13 protein-coding genes and 1 pseudogene are annotated in these 14670 nt (G+C 72.5%); 12 read left to right on the top strand and 2 right to left on the bottom strand.

Features of this window, described 5'->3' with window-relative positions; translation table 11 throughout:
- Positions 1-22 precede the first annotated feature (22 nt).
- The 4 genes and pseudogenes from KSF81_RS29375 to KSF81_RS09375 form a co-directional block, all read left to right on the top strand.
- Positions 23-784, top strand: a pseudogene (locus tag KSF81_RS29375) (AAA family ATPase); the annotation flags it as partial.
- Between the two features lie 3490 nt (positions 785-4274).
- Complete coding sequence (locus tag KSF81_RS29370) at positions 4275-4751, top strand: chromosome segregation protein SMC (protein ID WP_254453435.1); 477 nt, start codon at positions 4275-4277, stop codon at positions 4749-4751.
- Between the two features lie 29 nt (positions 4752-4780).
- Positions 4781-5260 carry an MgtC/SapB family protein gene (locus KSF81_RS29365; protein WP_254453434.1) on the top strand — a complete coding sequence of 160 codons (480 nt, stop codon included), beginning with the start codon at positions 4781-4783 and terminating at the stop codon, positions 5258-5260.
- A 101-nt stretch (positions 5261-5361) separates the two neighbouring features.
- Positions 5362-5823 carry a VOC family protein gene (locus KSF81_RS09375; RefSeq protein ID WP_309139517.1) on the top strand — a complete coding sequence of 154 codons (462 nt, stop codon included), beginning with the start codon at positions 5362-5364 and terminating at the stop codon, positions 5821-5823.
- 15 nt (positions 5824-5838) lie between these two features.
- Here KSF81_RS09375 and KSF81_RS09370 read toward each other — a convergent pair whose 3' ends face one another.
- On the bottom strand, positions 5839-5976 hold the full coding sequence (locus tag KSF81_RS09370) for a hypothetical protein (protein WP_217378750.1): 138 nt from the start codon (positions 5974-5976) through the stop codon (positions 5839-5841).
- 109 nt (positions 5977-6085) lie between these two features.
- Between KSF81_RS09370 and KSF81_RS09365 the strand changes: the two genes are divergently transcribed.
- The 7 genes from KSF81_RS09365 to KSF81_RS09335 all read left to right on the top strand — a co-directional run bounded on the left by KSF81_RS09365 (position 6086) and on the right by KSF81_RS09335 (position 12411).
- Positions 6086-7951, top strand: a complete 1866-nt coding sequence (locus KSF81_RS09365) for an ABC transporter ATP-binding protein (RefSeq protein WP_217378749.1) — start codon at positions 6086-6088, stop codon at positions 7949-7951.
- Positions 7952-8090: 139 nt separating this feature from the next.
- Positions 8091-8387 (top strand): AtpZ/AtpI family protein, encoded by a 297-nt coding sequence (locus KSF81_RS29360; protein ID WP_309139516.1) that lies wholly within the window; start codon positions 8091-8093, stop codon positions 8385-8387.
- A gap of 27 nt (positions 8388-8414) precedes the next feature.
- Complete coding sequence (locus KSF81_RS09355) at positions 8415-9173, top strand: F0F1 ATP synthase subunit A (protein WP_217378747.1); 759 nt, start codon at positions 8415-8417, stop codon at positions 9171-9173.
- A 47-nt stretch (positions 9174-9220) separates the two neighbouring features.
- Positions 9221-9457, top strand: coding sequence for an ATP synthase subunit C family protein (locus KSF81_RS09350; RefSeq protein ID WP_217378746.1), 237 nt, complete (start codon positions 9221-9223; stop codon positions 9455-9457).
- A 71-nt stretch (positions 9458-9528) separates the two neighbouring features.
- Positions 9529-10146, top strand: coding sequence for a F0F1 ATP synthase subunit B' (locus KSF81_RS09345; protein WP_217378745.1), 618 nt, complete (start codon positions 9529-9531; stop codon positions 10144-10146).
- The gene (locus KSF81_RS09340; RefSeq protein WP_217378744.1) at positions 10146-10652 is read left to right on the top strand and encodes a F0F1 ATP synthase subunit B; all 507 of its coding nucleotides are present in this window, start codon (positions 10146-10148) and stop codon (positions 10650-10652) included. The genes KSF81_RS09345 and KSF81_RS09340 overlap by 1 nt, the downstream gene beginning before the upstream one ends.
- 172 nt (positions 10653-10824) lie before the next feature.
- Complete coding sequence (locus KSF81_RS09335; RefSeq protein WP_217378743.1) at positions 10825-12411, top strand: ABC transporter substrate-binding protein; 1587 nt, start codon at positions 10825-10827, stop codon at positions 12409-12411.
- Positions 12412-12465: 54 nt separating this feature from the next.
- On the opposite strand, the gene KSF81_RS09330 is transcribed toward KSF81_RS09335, so the two are convergent.
- Positions 12466-13557: a TRAP transporter substrate-binding protein gene (locus KSF81_RS09330; RefSeq protein WP_217378742.1), complete on the bottom strand. Its 1092-nt coding sequence runs from the start codon at positions 13555-13557 to the stop codon at positions 12466-12468.
- 145 nt (positions 13558-13702) lie between these two features.
- Between KSF81_RS09330 and KSF81_RS09325 the strand changes: the two genes are divergently transcribed.
- Positions 13703-14614: an NAD(P)-dependent oxidoreductase gene (locus KSF81_RS09325; RefSeq protein WP_217378741.1), complete on the top strand. Its 912-nt coding sequence runs from the start codon at positions 13703-13705 to the stop codon at positions 14612-14614.
- The last annotated feature ends 56 nt before the right edge of the window (positions 14615-14670 follow it).

The following is a 14670-nucleotide window of genomic DNA, read 5'->3' as shown; positions in this document are numbered from 1 at the left end:
GCGCGCGCCTGAGTCGGGCGACATGGAGGCGGTTGCGGCCCCGCCATCGCCGGCGGAAACCGCCGAGGCATCCCAGGCAGCGACAGCTTCTCCCGAGGCGCCGGGAGGTGAGCCGCCGGATGCCGCGGAGGCCGGTGCGCCCGATACATCGGCCGACGAGAACCTGCCGGATGCCGACCGCGCGCCGCTCCGCGCCACCCTGGCGCGGCTGAGGATCGCCGGCTTCAAGAGCTTCGCCGAGGCCACCACGGTCGAGGTCCTGCCCGGCCTCACCGGCATCGTCGGCCCGAATGGCTGCGGCAAGTCCAATGTGGTGGAGGCGCTGCGCTGGGCCATGGGCGAGACCTCCGCCCGCTCCATGCGCGGCGGCGAGATGGACGACGTCATCTTCGCCGGCACCGCCACCCGCCCGGGCCGCAACCTGGCCGAGGTGACACTCTTCCTGGAGGAGGCCGCCGGCCTCGCGCCGCCGCCCAATGCGGCGAGCGAGGAGCTGGAGATCATCCGCCGCATCGCCCGAGGCGAGGGCTCCGCCTTCCGGGTGAACGGCAAGGAGGTCCGGGCGCGCGACGTCCAGACCATGTTCGCCGATATCGGCAGCGGCGCCCGCGCCTCCGCCATGGTCAGCCAGGGCCGGGTCGCCGCCATGATCGGCGCCAAGCCCGAGGAACGCCGGCAGGTGCTGGAGGAGGCCGCCGGCATCTCCGGCCTGCGCGCCCGCCGGCACGAGGCCGAACTGAAGCTGCGCCAGGCCGAGGCCAATCTCACCCGCGCCGAGGACCTGCTCGGCCAGTTGGAGGTGCAGCGCGGCTCCCTGCAGCGCCAGGCGCGCCAGGCCAACCGCTACCGCAACCTCTCCGGCATGGTGCGCGGCGCCGAGGCGGAGTGGCTGTCCCTGCTGCGCGCCCGCGCCCAGGCCGCGCTGGCCGTGGCGCAGGCCGGCTTCGACCAGGCCGCGGCGGCGACGCGACGTGCCGAGGCCGAGGCGGAGGCGGCCGCCATCCGCAGCTTCGAGGCCGAACGCGCCCTGCCGGCACCGCGCGAGGCCGAGGCCGCCACCCGCACCGCGCTGGAGCGCCGCCGGGTTGAGGCCGAGGGGCTGGAGGCCGAGGAGCGCCGGGCGCGGGAGGCGCTGGCCGCCGCGGCCGAACGCCTCGCCCGGATCGAGCGCGACCTCGCCCATGCCGAAGGGGTGGCGGCGGATGCCACCGCCGCCGAGACCCGCCTGGCCCGCGAGGACCAGGCCCTGACCGAGGCCGAGGCGGCGCTGCCGGACCGCCTCGCCGCCGCCGAGGCGGCACTGCACGAGGCCGCCGACGCCGCCCGCGTCGCTGAGCGTGCCGCCAATGCGGCCACCGAGGAAGCCGCCGCCATCGCTGCCCGCGCCAACCAGGCCGCGGCCGAACTGGCCGCCGCCGAGGCTCGGGCGCGCCGGCTTTCGGCGCAGCGGGACGCGCTGGCGGCGGAGCATGCCGCGGCGCTGGACGCCGCCATCCCGGCCGAGACGCTGGAAGCGGCGGAGGTGGCGGCGCGGCAGGCCGAAACGCTGCTCGCCAGCAGCCGCGCCGCGCTGGAGGCAGCCGAATCCGGCCGTGCCGCCGCGCAGGAGGCGCATGCTGCCGCCCGCCGCGATGCCACCGCGGCCGAGGCCGAGGCCAGCCGCGCCGGCACCGCCCAGGCCGAGGCGAAGCAACGCGCCGGGCGGGTCGCGGCGCAGCATGAGGGCCTCGCCGCCGAACATGCCGCCGCCCTGGCGGCGCGGGTGCCGGCGGAGCGCCTCGCCGCCGCCGAGGCCGCCACCGCCGCGGCCGAAGCCAGGCTGGCCGAGGCGCGCACCGCGCTGGAGGCCGCCGAGGCTGCCCGCGCCGCCAGCCAGGAGGCGCATGCCGCCGCCCGCCGCCGGATCGCCGATGCCGAGGCCGCGCGGGAGCGCGCCGCCGCTGAACAGGCCAGCGCCGCCCAGCGCGCCCGGCAATTGCGCGAGGGACATGCGCGCCTTGCCGCCGAACGCGATACGGCGCTGGCCGCCCGCTTGCCGCCCGAGCAGGTCGCCGCCGCGCAGGAGGCCGCCGCCACTGCCGAGGCGCATCTGACCACGGCGCGGGAGGCGGTGGAGGCGGCCGAAGCCGCCCGCACCGCCGCCACCGAGCGCCATGCCGCCGCCCGCCGCCACTCGGCCGGGGCCGAGGCCGAGCAGGCGGCGGCCGGCGCCGAGGTGCGGGCGCTCACCGAGACACTGGCCGCCGGGGAACGCGCCGGCAGCGCCGCGCCGCCGGTGCTGGATGCCGTCCGCGTGCCGCCGGGCCTGGAAGCCGCGCTCGGTGCCGCCTTGGGGGAGGCGCTGGAAAGCCCGGCCGATCCCGCCGCCGCCCGCCACTGGCGCATCCTGCCAGCCCTGGAGGGCGGGCCGGCCCTGCCCGCCGGCCTGACCTCACTGGCCGAGCTGGTGCAGGCGCCGCCGGCCCTGGCCCGCGCGCTGTCGCAAGTGGGGCTGCTGCCCGAGGGCGCCGATGGCGCGGCTTTGCAGGCGGCGCTGGCGCCGGGCCAAGCGGTGGTGGCGCGGGATGGCGCAGTCTGGCGCTGGGACGGCCATACCGCCCGCGCCGATGCACCTAATCCCGGCGCCGTCCGGCTGCAGCAGCGCAACCGCCTGCGCGAAGCCGAGGCGCGCCTGGCCGCGACCATCGAGGCCGCCAGCCGAGCCGCCGCCGCCCGCGCCGAGGCCGAGACCGCCGAGGCCGCCGCCACCACCGCCGAAGCCACGGCCCGCGAGGCACGGCGGGACGCCGAGGCGCGGCTGCAAACCGCCCGCGCCGAGGCCAGCCGCCTCGCAGCCACCGCCGCCGAGGCGGAAAGCCGGATCGGCGCGCTGGAGCCGCAGCTTGAAAGGCTCGCCACCGAGGCGGCGGAGGCGGCGGCCGCGGCGGCCGAGGCCGAAAGGGCACTGGCTGCCCTGCCTGGGCCCGAAGCCGCCATCGCCGAATATGACACGGCGGCCGCCGCGGAAACTCGCGCCGCCGAGGCGGAGGCCGCCGCCCGCGATGCCCGTGCCGAGGCGGAGATGGACCTCCAGCGCGGCCGCAGCGACGCCGCGGCCCTTGCCGCCGCCGTCGCCCGGGCGGAAAGCCGCATCGGCGCCCTGGCGCCGCAACTCGACAGGCTCGGCACCGAAAGGGCGGAGGCGGAGACGGCGCTGGCCCGGGCGCAGGTCGCCATGGCGGCCCTGCCCGATCTCGCCGGGCTGCGCAAGGCCGCCGAGCTGGCGCAGGCGCAAGAAACCGCCACGCTCACTGAAGAAGCCGCGGCGCGTGAGGCCCGGACCGCCGCCGAGGCCGGTTTGCAGGCGGCCCGCGCCGCCGCCGCCCGTCTGGCCACCGAGGCGGCGCAGGCCGCAAGCCGCATCGCCGCCCTCGCCCCGCAACTCGAACGCCTGACGGCGGAGGCCGCCGAGGCCGCCCTGCTGCTGGAGGCGGCCCAGGCCGCACAGGCGGCGCTGCCCGATCTGGCGGCGATCCGCGCCGGGGTCGAGGCGGCGCGGCAGGCGCTTTCCGCCGCCCGGATGCAGGAGGTCACGGCCCGCGACGCCCATGCGGCGCTGCGGACGGAACGCGAGCGCCTGGCCGCGCGGCGCCAGGCCATGGCGGCGGAGCGCGCCGACTGGGCCAGCCGCCGCACCGATGCCGCCGGACGGCTGGAGGAACTCCGCCAGCGCGCCGCCGAGGCCACCGCCGAAAGGGACGCGCTGGCCGAGGCGCCGGACGCCGCCGCCGCCCGTCAGCGCCAGGCCGGCGCCCTGCTGGCCGAGGTCGAGGCCGCCCACACCGCCGCCGCCGCCGCGCTGACCGCCGCCGAGGCGGAACGCCGGGCGAGCGGCGAGGCCCGCCGCGCCGCCGATGCCGCCTTCGCCGCGGCGCGCGAGGCGCAGTTGCGTGCCGAAAGCGCCGCGGAACAGGCCTCCACCGCCGCCGATGCGGTGGAGGAGCGGGTGGCCGAAAGGCTGGGCGAAGCCGCCGAATTGCCGCCCCCCGAGGAACTCTCGGATGCCGCCGAGGACAAGGCGCGGCGCAAGCTGGAACGCCTGGCCCGCGAGCGCGAGGAGATGGGGCCGGTCAATCTCCGCGCCGATGTGGAGATGGCGGAGATCGAGGCCCGGATCGCCCAGATCACCCGCGAGCGGGAGGAGATCGGCGCCGCCATCGCCAAATTGCGCGGCTCGATCGGGCATCTGAACCGCGAAGGGCGGGAGCGGCTGCGCGTGGTCTTCGACCGGGTGGATGCCGAATTCCCGCGGCCTGTTTGGCCGGCTCTTCGGCGGCGGCCGGGCGCATCTGGCCCTGGTCGGCAGCGAGGACCCTCTGGAGGCCGGCCTCGAAATCTATGCCGAGCCACCGGGGAAGAAGCTCTCGGCCCTGTCGCTGCTTTCGGGCGGGGAACAGGCGCTGACGGCGCTTTCCCTGATCTTCGCCGTGTTCCGCTGCCACCCGGCGCCCGTCTGCGTGCTGGACGAGGTGGATGCGCCACTCGACGACGCGAATGTCGAGCGGCTCTGCGACCTGTTGGACGGCATGGCGGCGGAAGGCCCGGATGGGCGTGGCGGCACCCGCTTCCTGATCGTCACCCACCACCCGCTGACCATGGCGCGGATGCATCGGCTCTATGGCGTGACCATGCAGGAGCGGGGCGTGTCACGGCTGCTCAGCGTCGATCTAGGGCGGGCGGTGGAGATGGCGGAGGGGACCGGGGCGGGCTGAGGCGCGAGCCCGCCGGCCTCCGGGGCGCGATGCAGCCGGAGCCGGTCTGTTTCGTTGTCCTCACCTACCCCGAACGGAGGCCCGGCTTGGACCAATTCGCCATCCTGCCGCATCTGCGGGACATCGCGATCGCCTATGCGCTCGCCTTCCCGATCGGCTGGGAGCGGGAACAGGCGGCGCGCAGCGCCGGGCTGCGGACCTTCCCGCTGGTGGCGATCGCGAGCTGCGGCTTCGTGCAGGCGACGGAGGGGCTGCTGCGGAGCGAGCCCGCAGCCATGGCGCGCATCGTCGAGGGCATCGTCACCGGGATCGGCTTCATCGGCGGCGGCGCCATCCTGAAGGGCCAGAGCAGCGTGCATGGCACCGCCACCGCGGCCGCGCTCTGGGCCACCGGCGCGATCGGCATCGCGGTGGGGCTCGGGGTCTATGATGTCGCCGTGGTGATCGCGGCGATCACGGCAGTGACGCTGCGCCTGCACGGGTCCGGCAAGGATGGGCAGAAGGATTAGGGTGGCGCCTCGGATGTCACGCGGAATGCGTTGATGCCGGCGCCGCCGCGGGTCCACCCTGCCCGCTCCGAAGCAGGGAGGGTAGCAGGATGGCGGCGAAGGTGCAACCGGTTCCGGCGGGATACAGCAGTGTCACCGCCTATCTCATCGTGGAGGGCGCCGCCGCAGCGCTGGATTTCTACGCCCGCGCCTTCGGTGCCCGGGAGGTGATGCGGCTGCCGGCGCCGGGCGGCCGGATCGGCCATGCCGAGATCGAGATCGGCGATTCCAGGGTGATGCTTGCGGATGAGTGTCCCGAGATGGATGCCCGCGCGCCGGCGGCCTATGGCGGCTCGCCGGTGACGCTGCATCTCTATGTCAGGGACGTGGACGCGGTGGTGGCGCGGGCGGTGGCGGCCGGGGCGGAGGTGCGGCGGCCGGTACAGGACCAGTTCTATGGCGACCGCAGCGGCACCCTCCGCGACCCCTTCGGCCATGTCTGGCACCTGGCGACGCATGTCGAGGATGTGCCGCCCGAGGAGATCCAGCGCCGCATGCAGGCGATGGCGGGCGGGAAGGGCTGATCCGCGCGCGAGCCTTCAGGCCAGCCGCAGCAGCAGCGCCAGCCCGAGAAAGCCGAGGCTGAGGCCGATCGCCAGGTTTTCCTCCAGCCTTGCCGGCGGGCGGGGCCGTCCTGGGGCGCCTGCCGCGCGGGGGTCCTGATCGGGCTCCGCCATCGCGCGGTTCCTTGCCGTTCCGGTTCCATCCGAACATAGGATGGCCGTGCCGGCTTGCGCGTCACAGGCTTGTGCTTGACCTTCGGCCCGGGCGGGCGGTTGCTGCATCATGCCTTTCCGTCTCTTCGAACGTCTCCTGGACCCGGTGGCCGCGCCGGGAGAACCCGCCGCCCGCCTGCTCGGCAGCCCAGTGCCGCAGGCCCCGCCGCCGCGCCGCCTGCTCGGCTTCTACTGGCACTTCATCCGCCAGGCCCGCGCCCTGTTCGTGGCGCTGTTCCTGGCCGGCTTGGTGGTGGCGCTGCTGGATGCGGCGATCCCGGCGATGATCGGGCGGCTGGTCGCGCTGCTCTCCGACCATCCGCCGGAGGCGTTGTGGCAGGCGGCCTGGCCGGAATTGCTGGGGATGGCGGCGATCATCCTGGTCTGCCGGCCGCTCGGCATCCTGGCGCAGAACCTCATCACCCAGCAGGGGATCAACGGCAATTTCACCTCGCTGATTCGCTGGCAGAGCCATTGGGGGGTGATCCGCCAGGGCCTGCCCTTCTTCCAGGAGGATTTCTCCGGCCGCATCGCCAACCGGGTGATGCAGGCGGGCCCGGCACTGCGCGAGAGCGTGGTCCAGGTGGTGAGCGCGGTCTGGTACATCCTGGTCTATGGCACGGCGGCGCTGGCGCTGCTGGCCGGCGCCGACTGGCGGCTGGCCCTGCCGATCGCGGTCTGGTTCCTGCTCTATGCGGGATTGCTCAGGGTGCTGGTGCCGCGGATGCGGGAACGCTCCCGCAAGGCTTCCGAGCAGCGCAGCCTGCTGACCGGCCGGATCGTCGACAGCTACACCAATATCCAGACGGTGAAGCTCTTTGCCCGGGCGCGGGAGGAGGATGCCTTCGTCCGCGACGGGGTGGTGGCGCTGAACGAGGCCTTCCGCCGGCAGATGCGGCTGGTGACGTTGAACGGCTTCCTGCTCGCCAGCCTCAACGCCGCCATGCTGACCGCCACCGCCGCCACCGGGATCTGGCTCTGGACGGAGGGGCGGATCGGGCTCGGCGCCATCGCCACGGCGCTGCCCATGGCTTGGCAGATCGCCAATATCTCCGGCTGGGTGGCCTTCAACGTCACCTCGATCTTCGAGAATCTGGGCGTGGTGCAGGAGGCGATGGGCTCGATCGCGGTGCCGCCCACCGCGCCCAATCCGCCCGGCGCGGTGCCGCTGCGGGTGACCCGGGGCGAGATCCGGGTGGAGGGCCTGCGCTTCGGCTATGGTCGGGAGACGGGGGTGCTGCAGGGGCTCGACCTGCATATCGCGCCTGGCGAGCGGGTCGGGCTGGTCGGCCATTCCGGGGCCGGGAAATCCACGCTGGTGAACCTGCTGCTCGGCTTCTTCCAGCCGGAGGAGGGGCGCATCCTGGTGGATGGGCAGGACATCACGGCGGTGACGCTGGAATCGCTCCGCGCCGCCATCGGCGTGGTGACGCAGGACACCGCGCTGCTGCACCGCTCGATCCGCGACAATATCCGCTACGGCCGGCCGCAGGCGAGCGAGGCCGAGATCGAGGCCGCCGCCGCCCGCGCCGCCGCGGATGGCTTCATCCGGGACCTCGCCGATTGGCGCGGCCGCACCGGCTATGACGCGCATGTGGGGGAGCGGGGGGTGAAGCTCTCGGGCGGGCAGCGGCAGCGGATCGCGATCGCCCGGGTGCTGCTGAAGGACGCCCCCATCCTGGTGCTGGACGAGGCCACCAGCGCCCTCGATTCGGAGGTGGAGGCGGCGATCCAGGAGCAGCTCGCGGCGCTGATGGCCGGCAAGACCGTGATCGCCATCGCGCATCGGCTCTCGACCATTGCCCGGATGGACCGGCTGGTGGTGCTGGAGCATGGCCGCATCGCCGAGGCGGGCACGCATGAGAGCCTGCTGCGCCGCGGCGGGGTCTATGCCAGGCTCTGGCAGCAGCAGAGCGGGGCTTTCGCGGAGGCTTGAGCCGCCAGCCCCGGAACGGCACAGGCAGGGGCAATTCGGGCGGGAAGGCCGCCGGGACTGCCCGCGCTTGCTTGACACGCCGCGGGGGGGGCCTTACCAGCCCGTTGCCTTCCGGCGGGGAACCAAAGGAGGAGCGAGGGTGGACGAGCGCGACGGCTTCGAGCGGCGACTCCGGGAAGCCCGGACCCGGCAGGGTCTGGACAAGCCGACCGGGAATGACCGTGCTGGCCTTCCGACGGGTCCGTGGGGCATCGGGTTCCGCGCGGGTGTCGAGGTGGTATCGGCCCTGGTGGTCGGTATTCTCATCGGCTACCTGCTGGACCGCTGGCTCGGGACCTGGCCCTGGCTCTTCCTGCTGTTCTTCCTGGCAGGCTCGGCCGCCGGGGTCCTGAACGTCTATCGCCTGTTCGATCCGCGCCGCGGCCGGCGGAGTTGATGTGTCGTTGAGCTTGGGGAGTCGCCTGTGGCCGCCGAAGGCAAGTCGATCGACGCATTGGGCCAGTTCGAGCTGACGCCGGTGCTGGGTGCCGTGGGCAAGGCTGTGGGCTTCAGCCAGTCCAACCTGTACATGCTGCTGGCCGTGGGGCTCATCAGCGCCCTGATGATCTGGGGCATGGGCCGCCGCGCCGTCGTGCCGGGCCGGCTGCAGGCCATGGCGGAATCCGCCTATGAATTCGTGCAGGACATGGTGGCCGGCCAGATCGGCGACGAGGGCCGCCGGTTCTTCCCCTTCGTCTTCTCGCTGTTCATGTTCATCCTGTTCGGCAACCTGCTGGGCCTGCTGCCCTATGCCTTCACCTTCACCAGCCATATCGCGGTGACATTCGCGCTGGCCGTGGTGGTGTTCATCCTGGTGACCCTGGTGGCGCTGGCGATGCACGGGATGCGTTTCTTCACCTACTTCTTCCCGGAGGGCGCGCCCAAGGCGCTGGCGCCGCTCATCATCCCGATCGAGCTGATCTCCTACCTGTCGCGGCCGGTCAGCCTCTCGGTCCGGCTTTTCGCCAACATGGTCGCCGGCCACGTGATGCTGAAGGTCTTCGCCAGCTTCGTGGTGATGATCGGCTCCGCCGCCGGCCTGCTCGGCATCCTGGGCGCGACGCTGCCGCTGGCGGTGAATGTCGCCCTGATCGGCTTCGAATTGCTGGTGGCCTTCCTGCAGGCCTATGTCTTCGCCATCCTGACCAGCATCTACCTGCACGACGCGGTGCACCTGCACTGAGACGTCGGCGGTTCGCCATATCCCATTCCTGAGAAAGGACAGTTCCGATGGATCCGATTGCTTACGTCGCCGCCTTCAAGGCCCTCGGGGCCGGTCTCGCCGTCATTGCGCTCGCCGGCGTCGGTGTCGGCATCGGCAATATCTTCTCCTCCATGGTCTCCAGCGTGGCCCGCAACCCGGGCGCCCGCGACGCCGTCTTCCCGATCGGCATCCTGGGCTTCGCGCTGACGGAAGCGGTGGCGCTGTTCGCGCTGCTGATCGCCTTCCTCATCCTCTTCACCTGAGCATTGCCGGCATTGCGGGGCGCGCGCCGGAGGCCGGCCGCGCCCCCCATCGGCATGCAGGGGAGACGGTTATGAGGAAGAGCATCCGGTTCGCGGCCGTGCCAGCCCTGGTGACCATGGCCCTTGCCGCGGTCCCCGCGGCGGCGCAGGTCGCGGCCGAGCATCCGGGCAGCAGCGGCGGCGGCATGCCGCAGCTCAATTTCGGCCACCCGCTGATCATCGCCCAGGTCGTCTGGCTGCTGATCATCTTCGGGTTGCTCTACTACATCATGGCCAATGTCGCGCTGCCGCGCGTGGCCGCGGTGCTGGAGGAGCGGCGCCGCCGCATCGAGGGCGACCTCGAAGCGGCGCAGGAGGCGAAGCTGCGTGCCGATGGCGCGCTGGCCGAGCACCGCAGCGCCACCGCCCGGGCCCGGTCCGAGGCGCAGGCCGCGATCAACGCCTCGGTGCAGCGTGCCCAGGAAGAGGCCGCCGCCAAGGCCGAGGTCGTGAACGCGAAGCTCGGCGCACAGATCGAGGCGGCGGAGCAGCGCATCGCCGCGGCCCGCGACAGCGCCATGGGCGCGCTGCGCCAGGTTTCGGCCGAGACGGCCGAGGCGCTGGTCAGCCGCCTGATCGGCGCGGGCACCAGCCGGGCCCTGGTGGACCGGGCGGTGGACCGTGAACTCGCGCAGCGGGGGCGGGCCTGATGGAGCACCATTACGAGCATTTCTGGCTCGACCCGAAATTCTGGGTCGCGGTCAGCTTCGTCATCTTCCTGCTGCTGGTCGGCCGCCTTGCCTGGGGCAAGCTCACCGGCATGCTGGATGCGCGCGCCGACCGGGTGCGGGCGGAGCTGGACGAGGCCGCGCGGCTGCGGACCGAGGCCGAGGCCCTGCTGCGGCAGGCCGAAGCCGACCGCGCCGCGGCGCTGGCCGAGGCCGAGCAGATGATCGCCAATGCGCGGGCCGAGGCCGAGCGGGTGGCGAGCGCGGCGGCGGCCGAGGCCGAGGCCTCGGCGAAGCGGCGCGAGCGCATGGCGATGGACCGCATCGGCGCGGCGGAGGGTGCGGCCCTGGCCGAGGTCCGCAGCGCGGCGGCGGAGATCGCCACCGCCGCGGCCCGCAGCGTGATCGCGGAGCGGATGGATGCGACGGCCGATGCCGCCCTCATCGACCGCGCCGTGGCCGAACTGCCGCGGGTGCTGCGCGCCTGAGCCGCCCGATGACCAAGGGGCCGAACGGCCCGACGGTCTGAATTAGGCGGTGCAAGATGAGGCTTTCCCCATTGCGGGGCTGATGAACGGGGGCCTTCGGGCCCCCGTTTCGCTTTGTGGCAAGCCGGTTCCGGGCTAGCCTCCCCGCCGGAATTGGGGAGATCATCGGGATATGCGCCGCCTTGCCCTCGCCGCCGCCCTGCTGGCCGGCACCACGCTCACCGTCCAGGCCCCAGCGAAGGCGCAGGTCCTCCGCTGGGCCAATGACGGCGACGTCAATTCCATGGACCCCTATACGCGGCAGGAAACCCTGCTGCTCGCCTTCAACTCCCACATGTACGAGCCACTGGTGCGGCGGAACGACAGGATGGAGGTGGAACCCTCCCTGGCCGAGCGCTGGGAGCAGCCCTCCCCCACCGTCTGGCGCTTCCATCTCCGCCGCGGCGTGAAATTCACCGATGGCACGCCTTTCACCGCCGATGACGTGGTGTTCAGCGCCCAGCGCGTCCGCGCTCCCGGCTCCAACCTGCAGTCCGTGCTGGCGAGCGTGAAGGAAGTGCGGAAGATCGACGACCACACGGTGGAGTTCGAGACGCATCAGCCGAACCCCATCCTGGCCCAGGAGATCACCAACTGGGGCATCATGTCGAAGGCGTGGTCCGAGCAGAACAACGCCACCCGCCCCGCCGACCTGACGACCCGGGAGGAGAATTTCGCCACCCGCAACGCCATGGGCACCGGTCCCTTCCGCCTGGTCCTGCGCGAGCCCGACCGGCGCACGGTGCTGGAGCGCAACCCGGACTGGTGGGACACGCCGCGCCACAATATCCAGCGGGCGGAACTCAACATCATCGCCAATGACGCGACCCGCGTCGCGGCGCTGCTCTCGGGCGAGGTGGATTTCGTCTATACCGTGCCGCCGCAGGATGTGGACCGCATCTCCCGCTCGGCCGGGGTGCGCATCATCCAGGGGCCGGAGCTGCGGACCATCTATCTCGGCTTCGACCAGATGCGGCCGGAACTGCTGAAAAGCGATGTGAAGGGCCGCAACCCCTTCCAGGATGTCCGGGTCCGCCGCGCCTTCTACCAGGCGATCGACGTGAACGCGATCCATCGCACCGTCATGCGCGGCCAGTCCCGCCCGACCGGGCTGCTCTGGGGCCCCGGCGTGAACGGTTTCCGGGAGGAGGATGACCGCCGCCTGCCGGTCGATGTCGCGGGGGCAAAGCGCCTGCTGGCCGAGGCCGGCTACCCCAACGGCTTCGGCGTGACGATGGATTGCCCGAACGACCGCTATGTGAATGACGAGGCGATCTGCACCGCCGCCGTCGCCATGCTGGCGCGGATCGGCATCCGGGTCACGCTCGCCGCGCAGACCCGCGCCCGCTACTTCGCCGAGATCAACGCGCCGCGCTACAATACCAGCTTCTACCTGCTGGGCTGGACCCCGGCGACCTCGGACGCGCACAACGCGCTGTTCAACCTGCTCGGCACGCGGGACGGCACCCGCGGCGTCTTCAACAATGGCGGCTACAGCAACCCGCGGATGGACGACCTGATCAATCGCGTCGCCACGGAGACCGACCCGGCGGCGCGGCAGCGCCTGATCAGCGAATCCGCCACCATCCTGCGTGACGATGTCGCCTATATCCCGCTGCACCAGCAGCAGATCGTCTGGGCGGCGCGGCAGAATGTGGAGGCCGTGCAGACGGCGGACAACTACATCCAGCTCCGCCGCTTCCGCATCCAGCCGCGCTGAGGCCGCGAAACAGGCAAAGGGCCGCCGGGGGATGCCCCGGCGGCCCTTTCGCCGTCAGCGCGACGCGGTGCTGACCGCCAGGAAATTGGCGAGCGAATCCTCGGCCACCCGCGCCCATTGGGTCTGCTCGACCCGGAAGCGGTCCCATTGCGCATGGATCGCCTTGAAGCGCGGATTCTGCGCTCCGACCTCGGCGTAGAAATCCTGCGCCGCGCGGTAGCAGGCGGCCATCACCTCGCGCGGGAAGGCGCGAAGCTGGGTGCCGGCGGCGATCAGGCGGCGCATCGCGGCGGGGTTCAGCACATCGTAGCGCGCCGACATCCAGTGCCAGGATTCGGCGCAGGCCGCCTCCAGCACCGCCTTGTACTGCGCCGGCAGCGCATCATAGGCCTGGGCATTTATCATCAGGTCGACGCTCGGCGAATATTCCCACCAGCCCGGGTAGTAGTAGAAGGGGGCGATCCGGTTGAAGCCGAGCTTCTCGTCGTCATAGGGCCCGACCCATTCGGCGGCATCGATCACGCCGCGCTCCAGCGCCGGGTAGATATCCGGCCCGCCGATCTGCTGCGGCACCACGCCGAGCTTCTGCAGCACCGTGCCGCCATAGCCGGCGATGCGGAATTTCAGCCCCTTCAGGTCCTCGACGCTCTTGATCTCCTTGCGGAACCAGCCCCCCATCTGGGACCCCGTATTGCCCGCCGGGATCGCCACCAGGCCGAGGTCCCGATAGATCGGCGCATAGAGTTCCCGCGCCCCGCCATGGGTCAGCCAGGCCCAGTGCTGCTTGCTGGAAAGGCCAAAGGGCAGGCAGGTGACCAGGGCGAGGCTCGGGTCCTTGCCCAGGTAGTAGTAGCCGCTGGTGAAGCCGCATTCGACCGTGCCGCCGCCCACCGCATCCATCACCTGCAACGCCGGCACCACCTCGCCCGGGCCGAAGACCTGGATCTGAAAGGCGCCATCGGTCATCTCGGAGATGCGCCGGGCGAAGTGTTCCTGCGTGCCCCACAGCGTATCGAGGGATTTCGGGAAGCTGCCGGGGCAACGCCAGCGGATGCGCGGCTGGGCGCTGGCCAGGTTCGGCGTGGCCAGGGCGGCGGCACCGGCGGCACCGGCAGCCCCGCTCGTGATGAGGCGGCGGCGATCCATTCAGGACTCCTTTTCAGGGACGTTGCATTGCCGGGCAGAGTGCCCGGAAAAGCCGGCGGCGCGCAACGCCGCGATGGCTTCCGCCAGCCCACGCCCGGTGCCAGTCTCCCGCCCCCCCTTGATGAACAGAGACAGGAGCCTCGCCATGGACCAGCCCCGCGAGAAAGTGGGCTTCATCGGCCTCGGACGCATGGGGCGCGGCATGGCCTCCAATATCCGCCGCCGGCAATTCCCGATGACCGTCTTCGATATCGCCGCCGAGCCGCTGGCGGCGCTGGAGGCATTGGGGGCGGAGACGGCGGCGGATGCCGGCGCCGTGGCGCGGGCCAGCGACATCGCCATCACCATGCTGCCGGGGCCGCGGGAGGTGGCGGCGACGGTGCTCGGCAACGGCGGCATCCTGGCCAATCTGCGCCCCGGCGGGCTGGTGATGGACATGTCCACGGTGGACCCCGAGACCACCGACAGCCTGGCCGCGGCCTGCGCAGCGCGCGGCATCGGCTTCGTCGATGCGCCGGTCGGGCGGTTGGCCTGGCATGCGGACCGCGGCGAATCGCTGTTCATGGTGGGCGCCAGCGAATCGGATTTCGCCCGGGTGAAGCCGCTGCTGGAGGCGATGGGCAGCACCGTCCATCATTGCGGCGCGCCCGGCGCCGGCACCCGCAGCAAGCTGGTGAACAACTACCTCGCGATCATCCTGTGCCAGTTGAATGCCGAGGCGCTGTCCCTCGCCACCGCCTTCGGCCTTGATCTGGAAAAGACGCTGGAGGTGCTGCACGGCACCACCGCCACCAATGGGCAACTCAAGGTGAACTGGCCGAACAAGGCGCTGGCCGGGGATATCGAGCCCGGCTTCGCCATCGACCTGGCGCATAAGGACCTGTCGCTGATCGTGCAGGCCGCCAATGCGGCGCGGGTGCCGCTGCCCGTGGCGGCCGCGGCGCGGGAAGCCTTCAGCAGCGCCCGCGCCCGCGGCTGGGGGCGGCGGGACTTCTCGGCCATGCTGGATGCGCAATGCGAGCTGGTGGGGGTGAAGCCGCCGCGCCTCAAAGCCTGAGGCCCCGGCTCCGCGAGGCTGCACGCGAAGAATTCCACGTCGCCATCGCCCGGGTC

It is taken from the genome of Siccirubricoccus sp. G192 (genome assembly GCF_019084075.1).
Lineage (GTDB): Bacteria > Pseudomonadota > Alphaproteobacteria > Acetobacterales > Acetobacteraceae > G192.
The sequence above is the reverse complement of the archived record's forward strand: the minus strand, read 5'-3'. Positions and strand labels throughout refer to the sequence as shown.

What these genes read in the sequence shown, in the direction of transcription:
- KSF81_RS09335 (WP_217378743.1), top strand. Translation starts at nt 10,825, where the DNA reads ATGCGCCGCCTTGCCCTCGCCGCCGCCCTGCTGGCCGGCACCACGCTC.
- KSF81_RS09350 (WP_217378746.1), top strand. Translation starts at nt 9,221, where the DNA reads ATGGATCCGATTGCTTACGTCGCCGCCTTCAAGGCCCTCGGGGCCGGT.
- KSF81_RS29365 (WP_254453434.1), top strand. Translation starts at nt 4,781, where the DNA reads ATGCAGCCGGAGCCGGTCTGTTTCGTTGTCCTCACCTACCCCGAACGG.
- KSF81_RS09365 (WP_217378749.1), top strand. Translation starts at nt 6,086, where the DNA reads ATGCCTTTCCGTCTCTTCGAACGTCTCCTGGACCCGGTGGCCGCGCCG.
- KSF81_RS09330 (WP_217378742.1), bottom strand. Translation starts at nt 13,557, where the DNA reads ATGGATCGCCGCCGCCTCATCACGAGCGGGGCTGCCGGTGCCGCCGGT.
- KSF81_RS09370 (WP_217378750.1), bottom strand. Translation starts at nt 5,976, where the DNA reads ATGGCGGAGCCCGATCAGGACCCCCGCGCGGCAGGCGCCCCAGGACGG.
- KSF81_RS09325 (WP_217378741.1), top strand. Translation starts at nt 13,703, where the DNA reads ATGGACCAGCCCCGCGAGAAAGTGGGCTTCATCGGCCTCGGACGCATG.
- KSF81_RS29370 (WP_254453435.1), top strand. Translation starts at nt 4,275, where the DNA reads ATGCCGAATTCCCGCGGCCTGTTTGGCCGGCTCTTCGGCGGCGGCCGG.
- KSF81_RS09340 (WP_217378744.1), top strand. Translation starts at nt 10,146, where the DNA reads ATGGAGCACCATTACGAGCATTTCTGGCTCGACCCGAAATTCTGGGTC.
- KSF81_RS09345 (WP_217378745.1), top strand. Translation starts at nt 9,529, where the DNA reads ATGAGGAAGAGCATCCGGTTCGCGGCCGTGCCAGCCCTGGTGACCATG.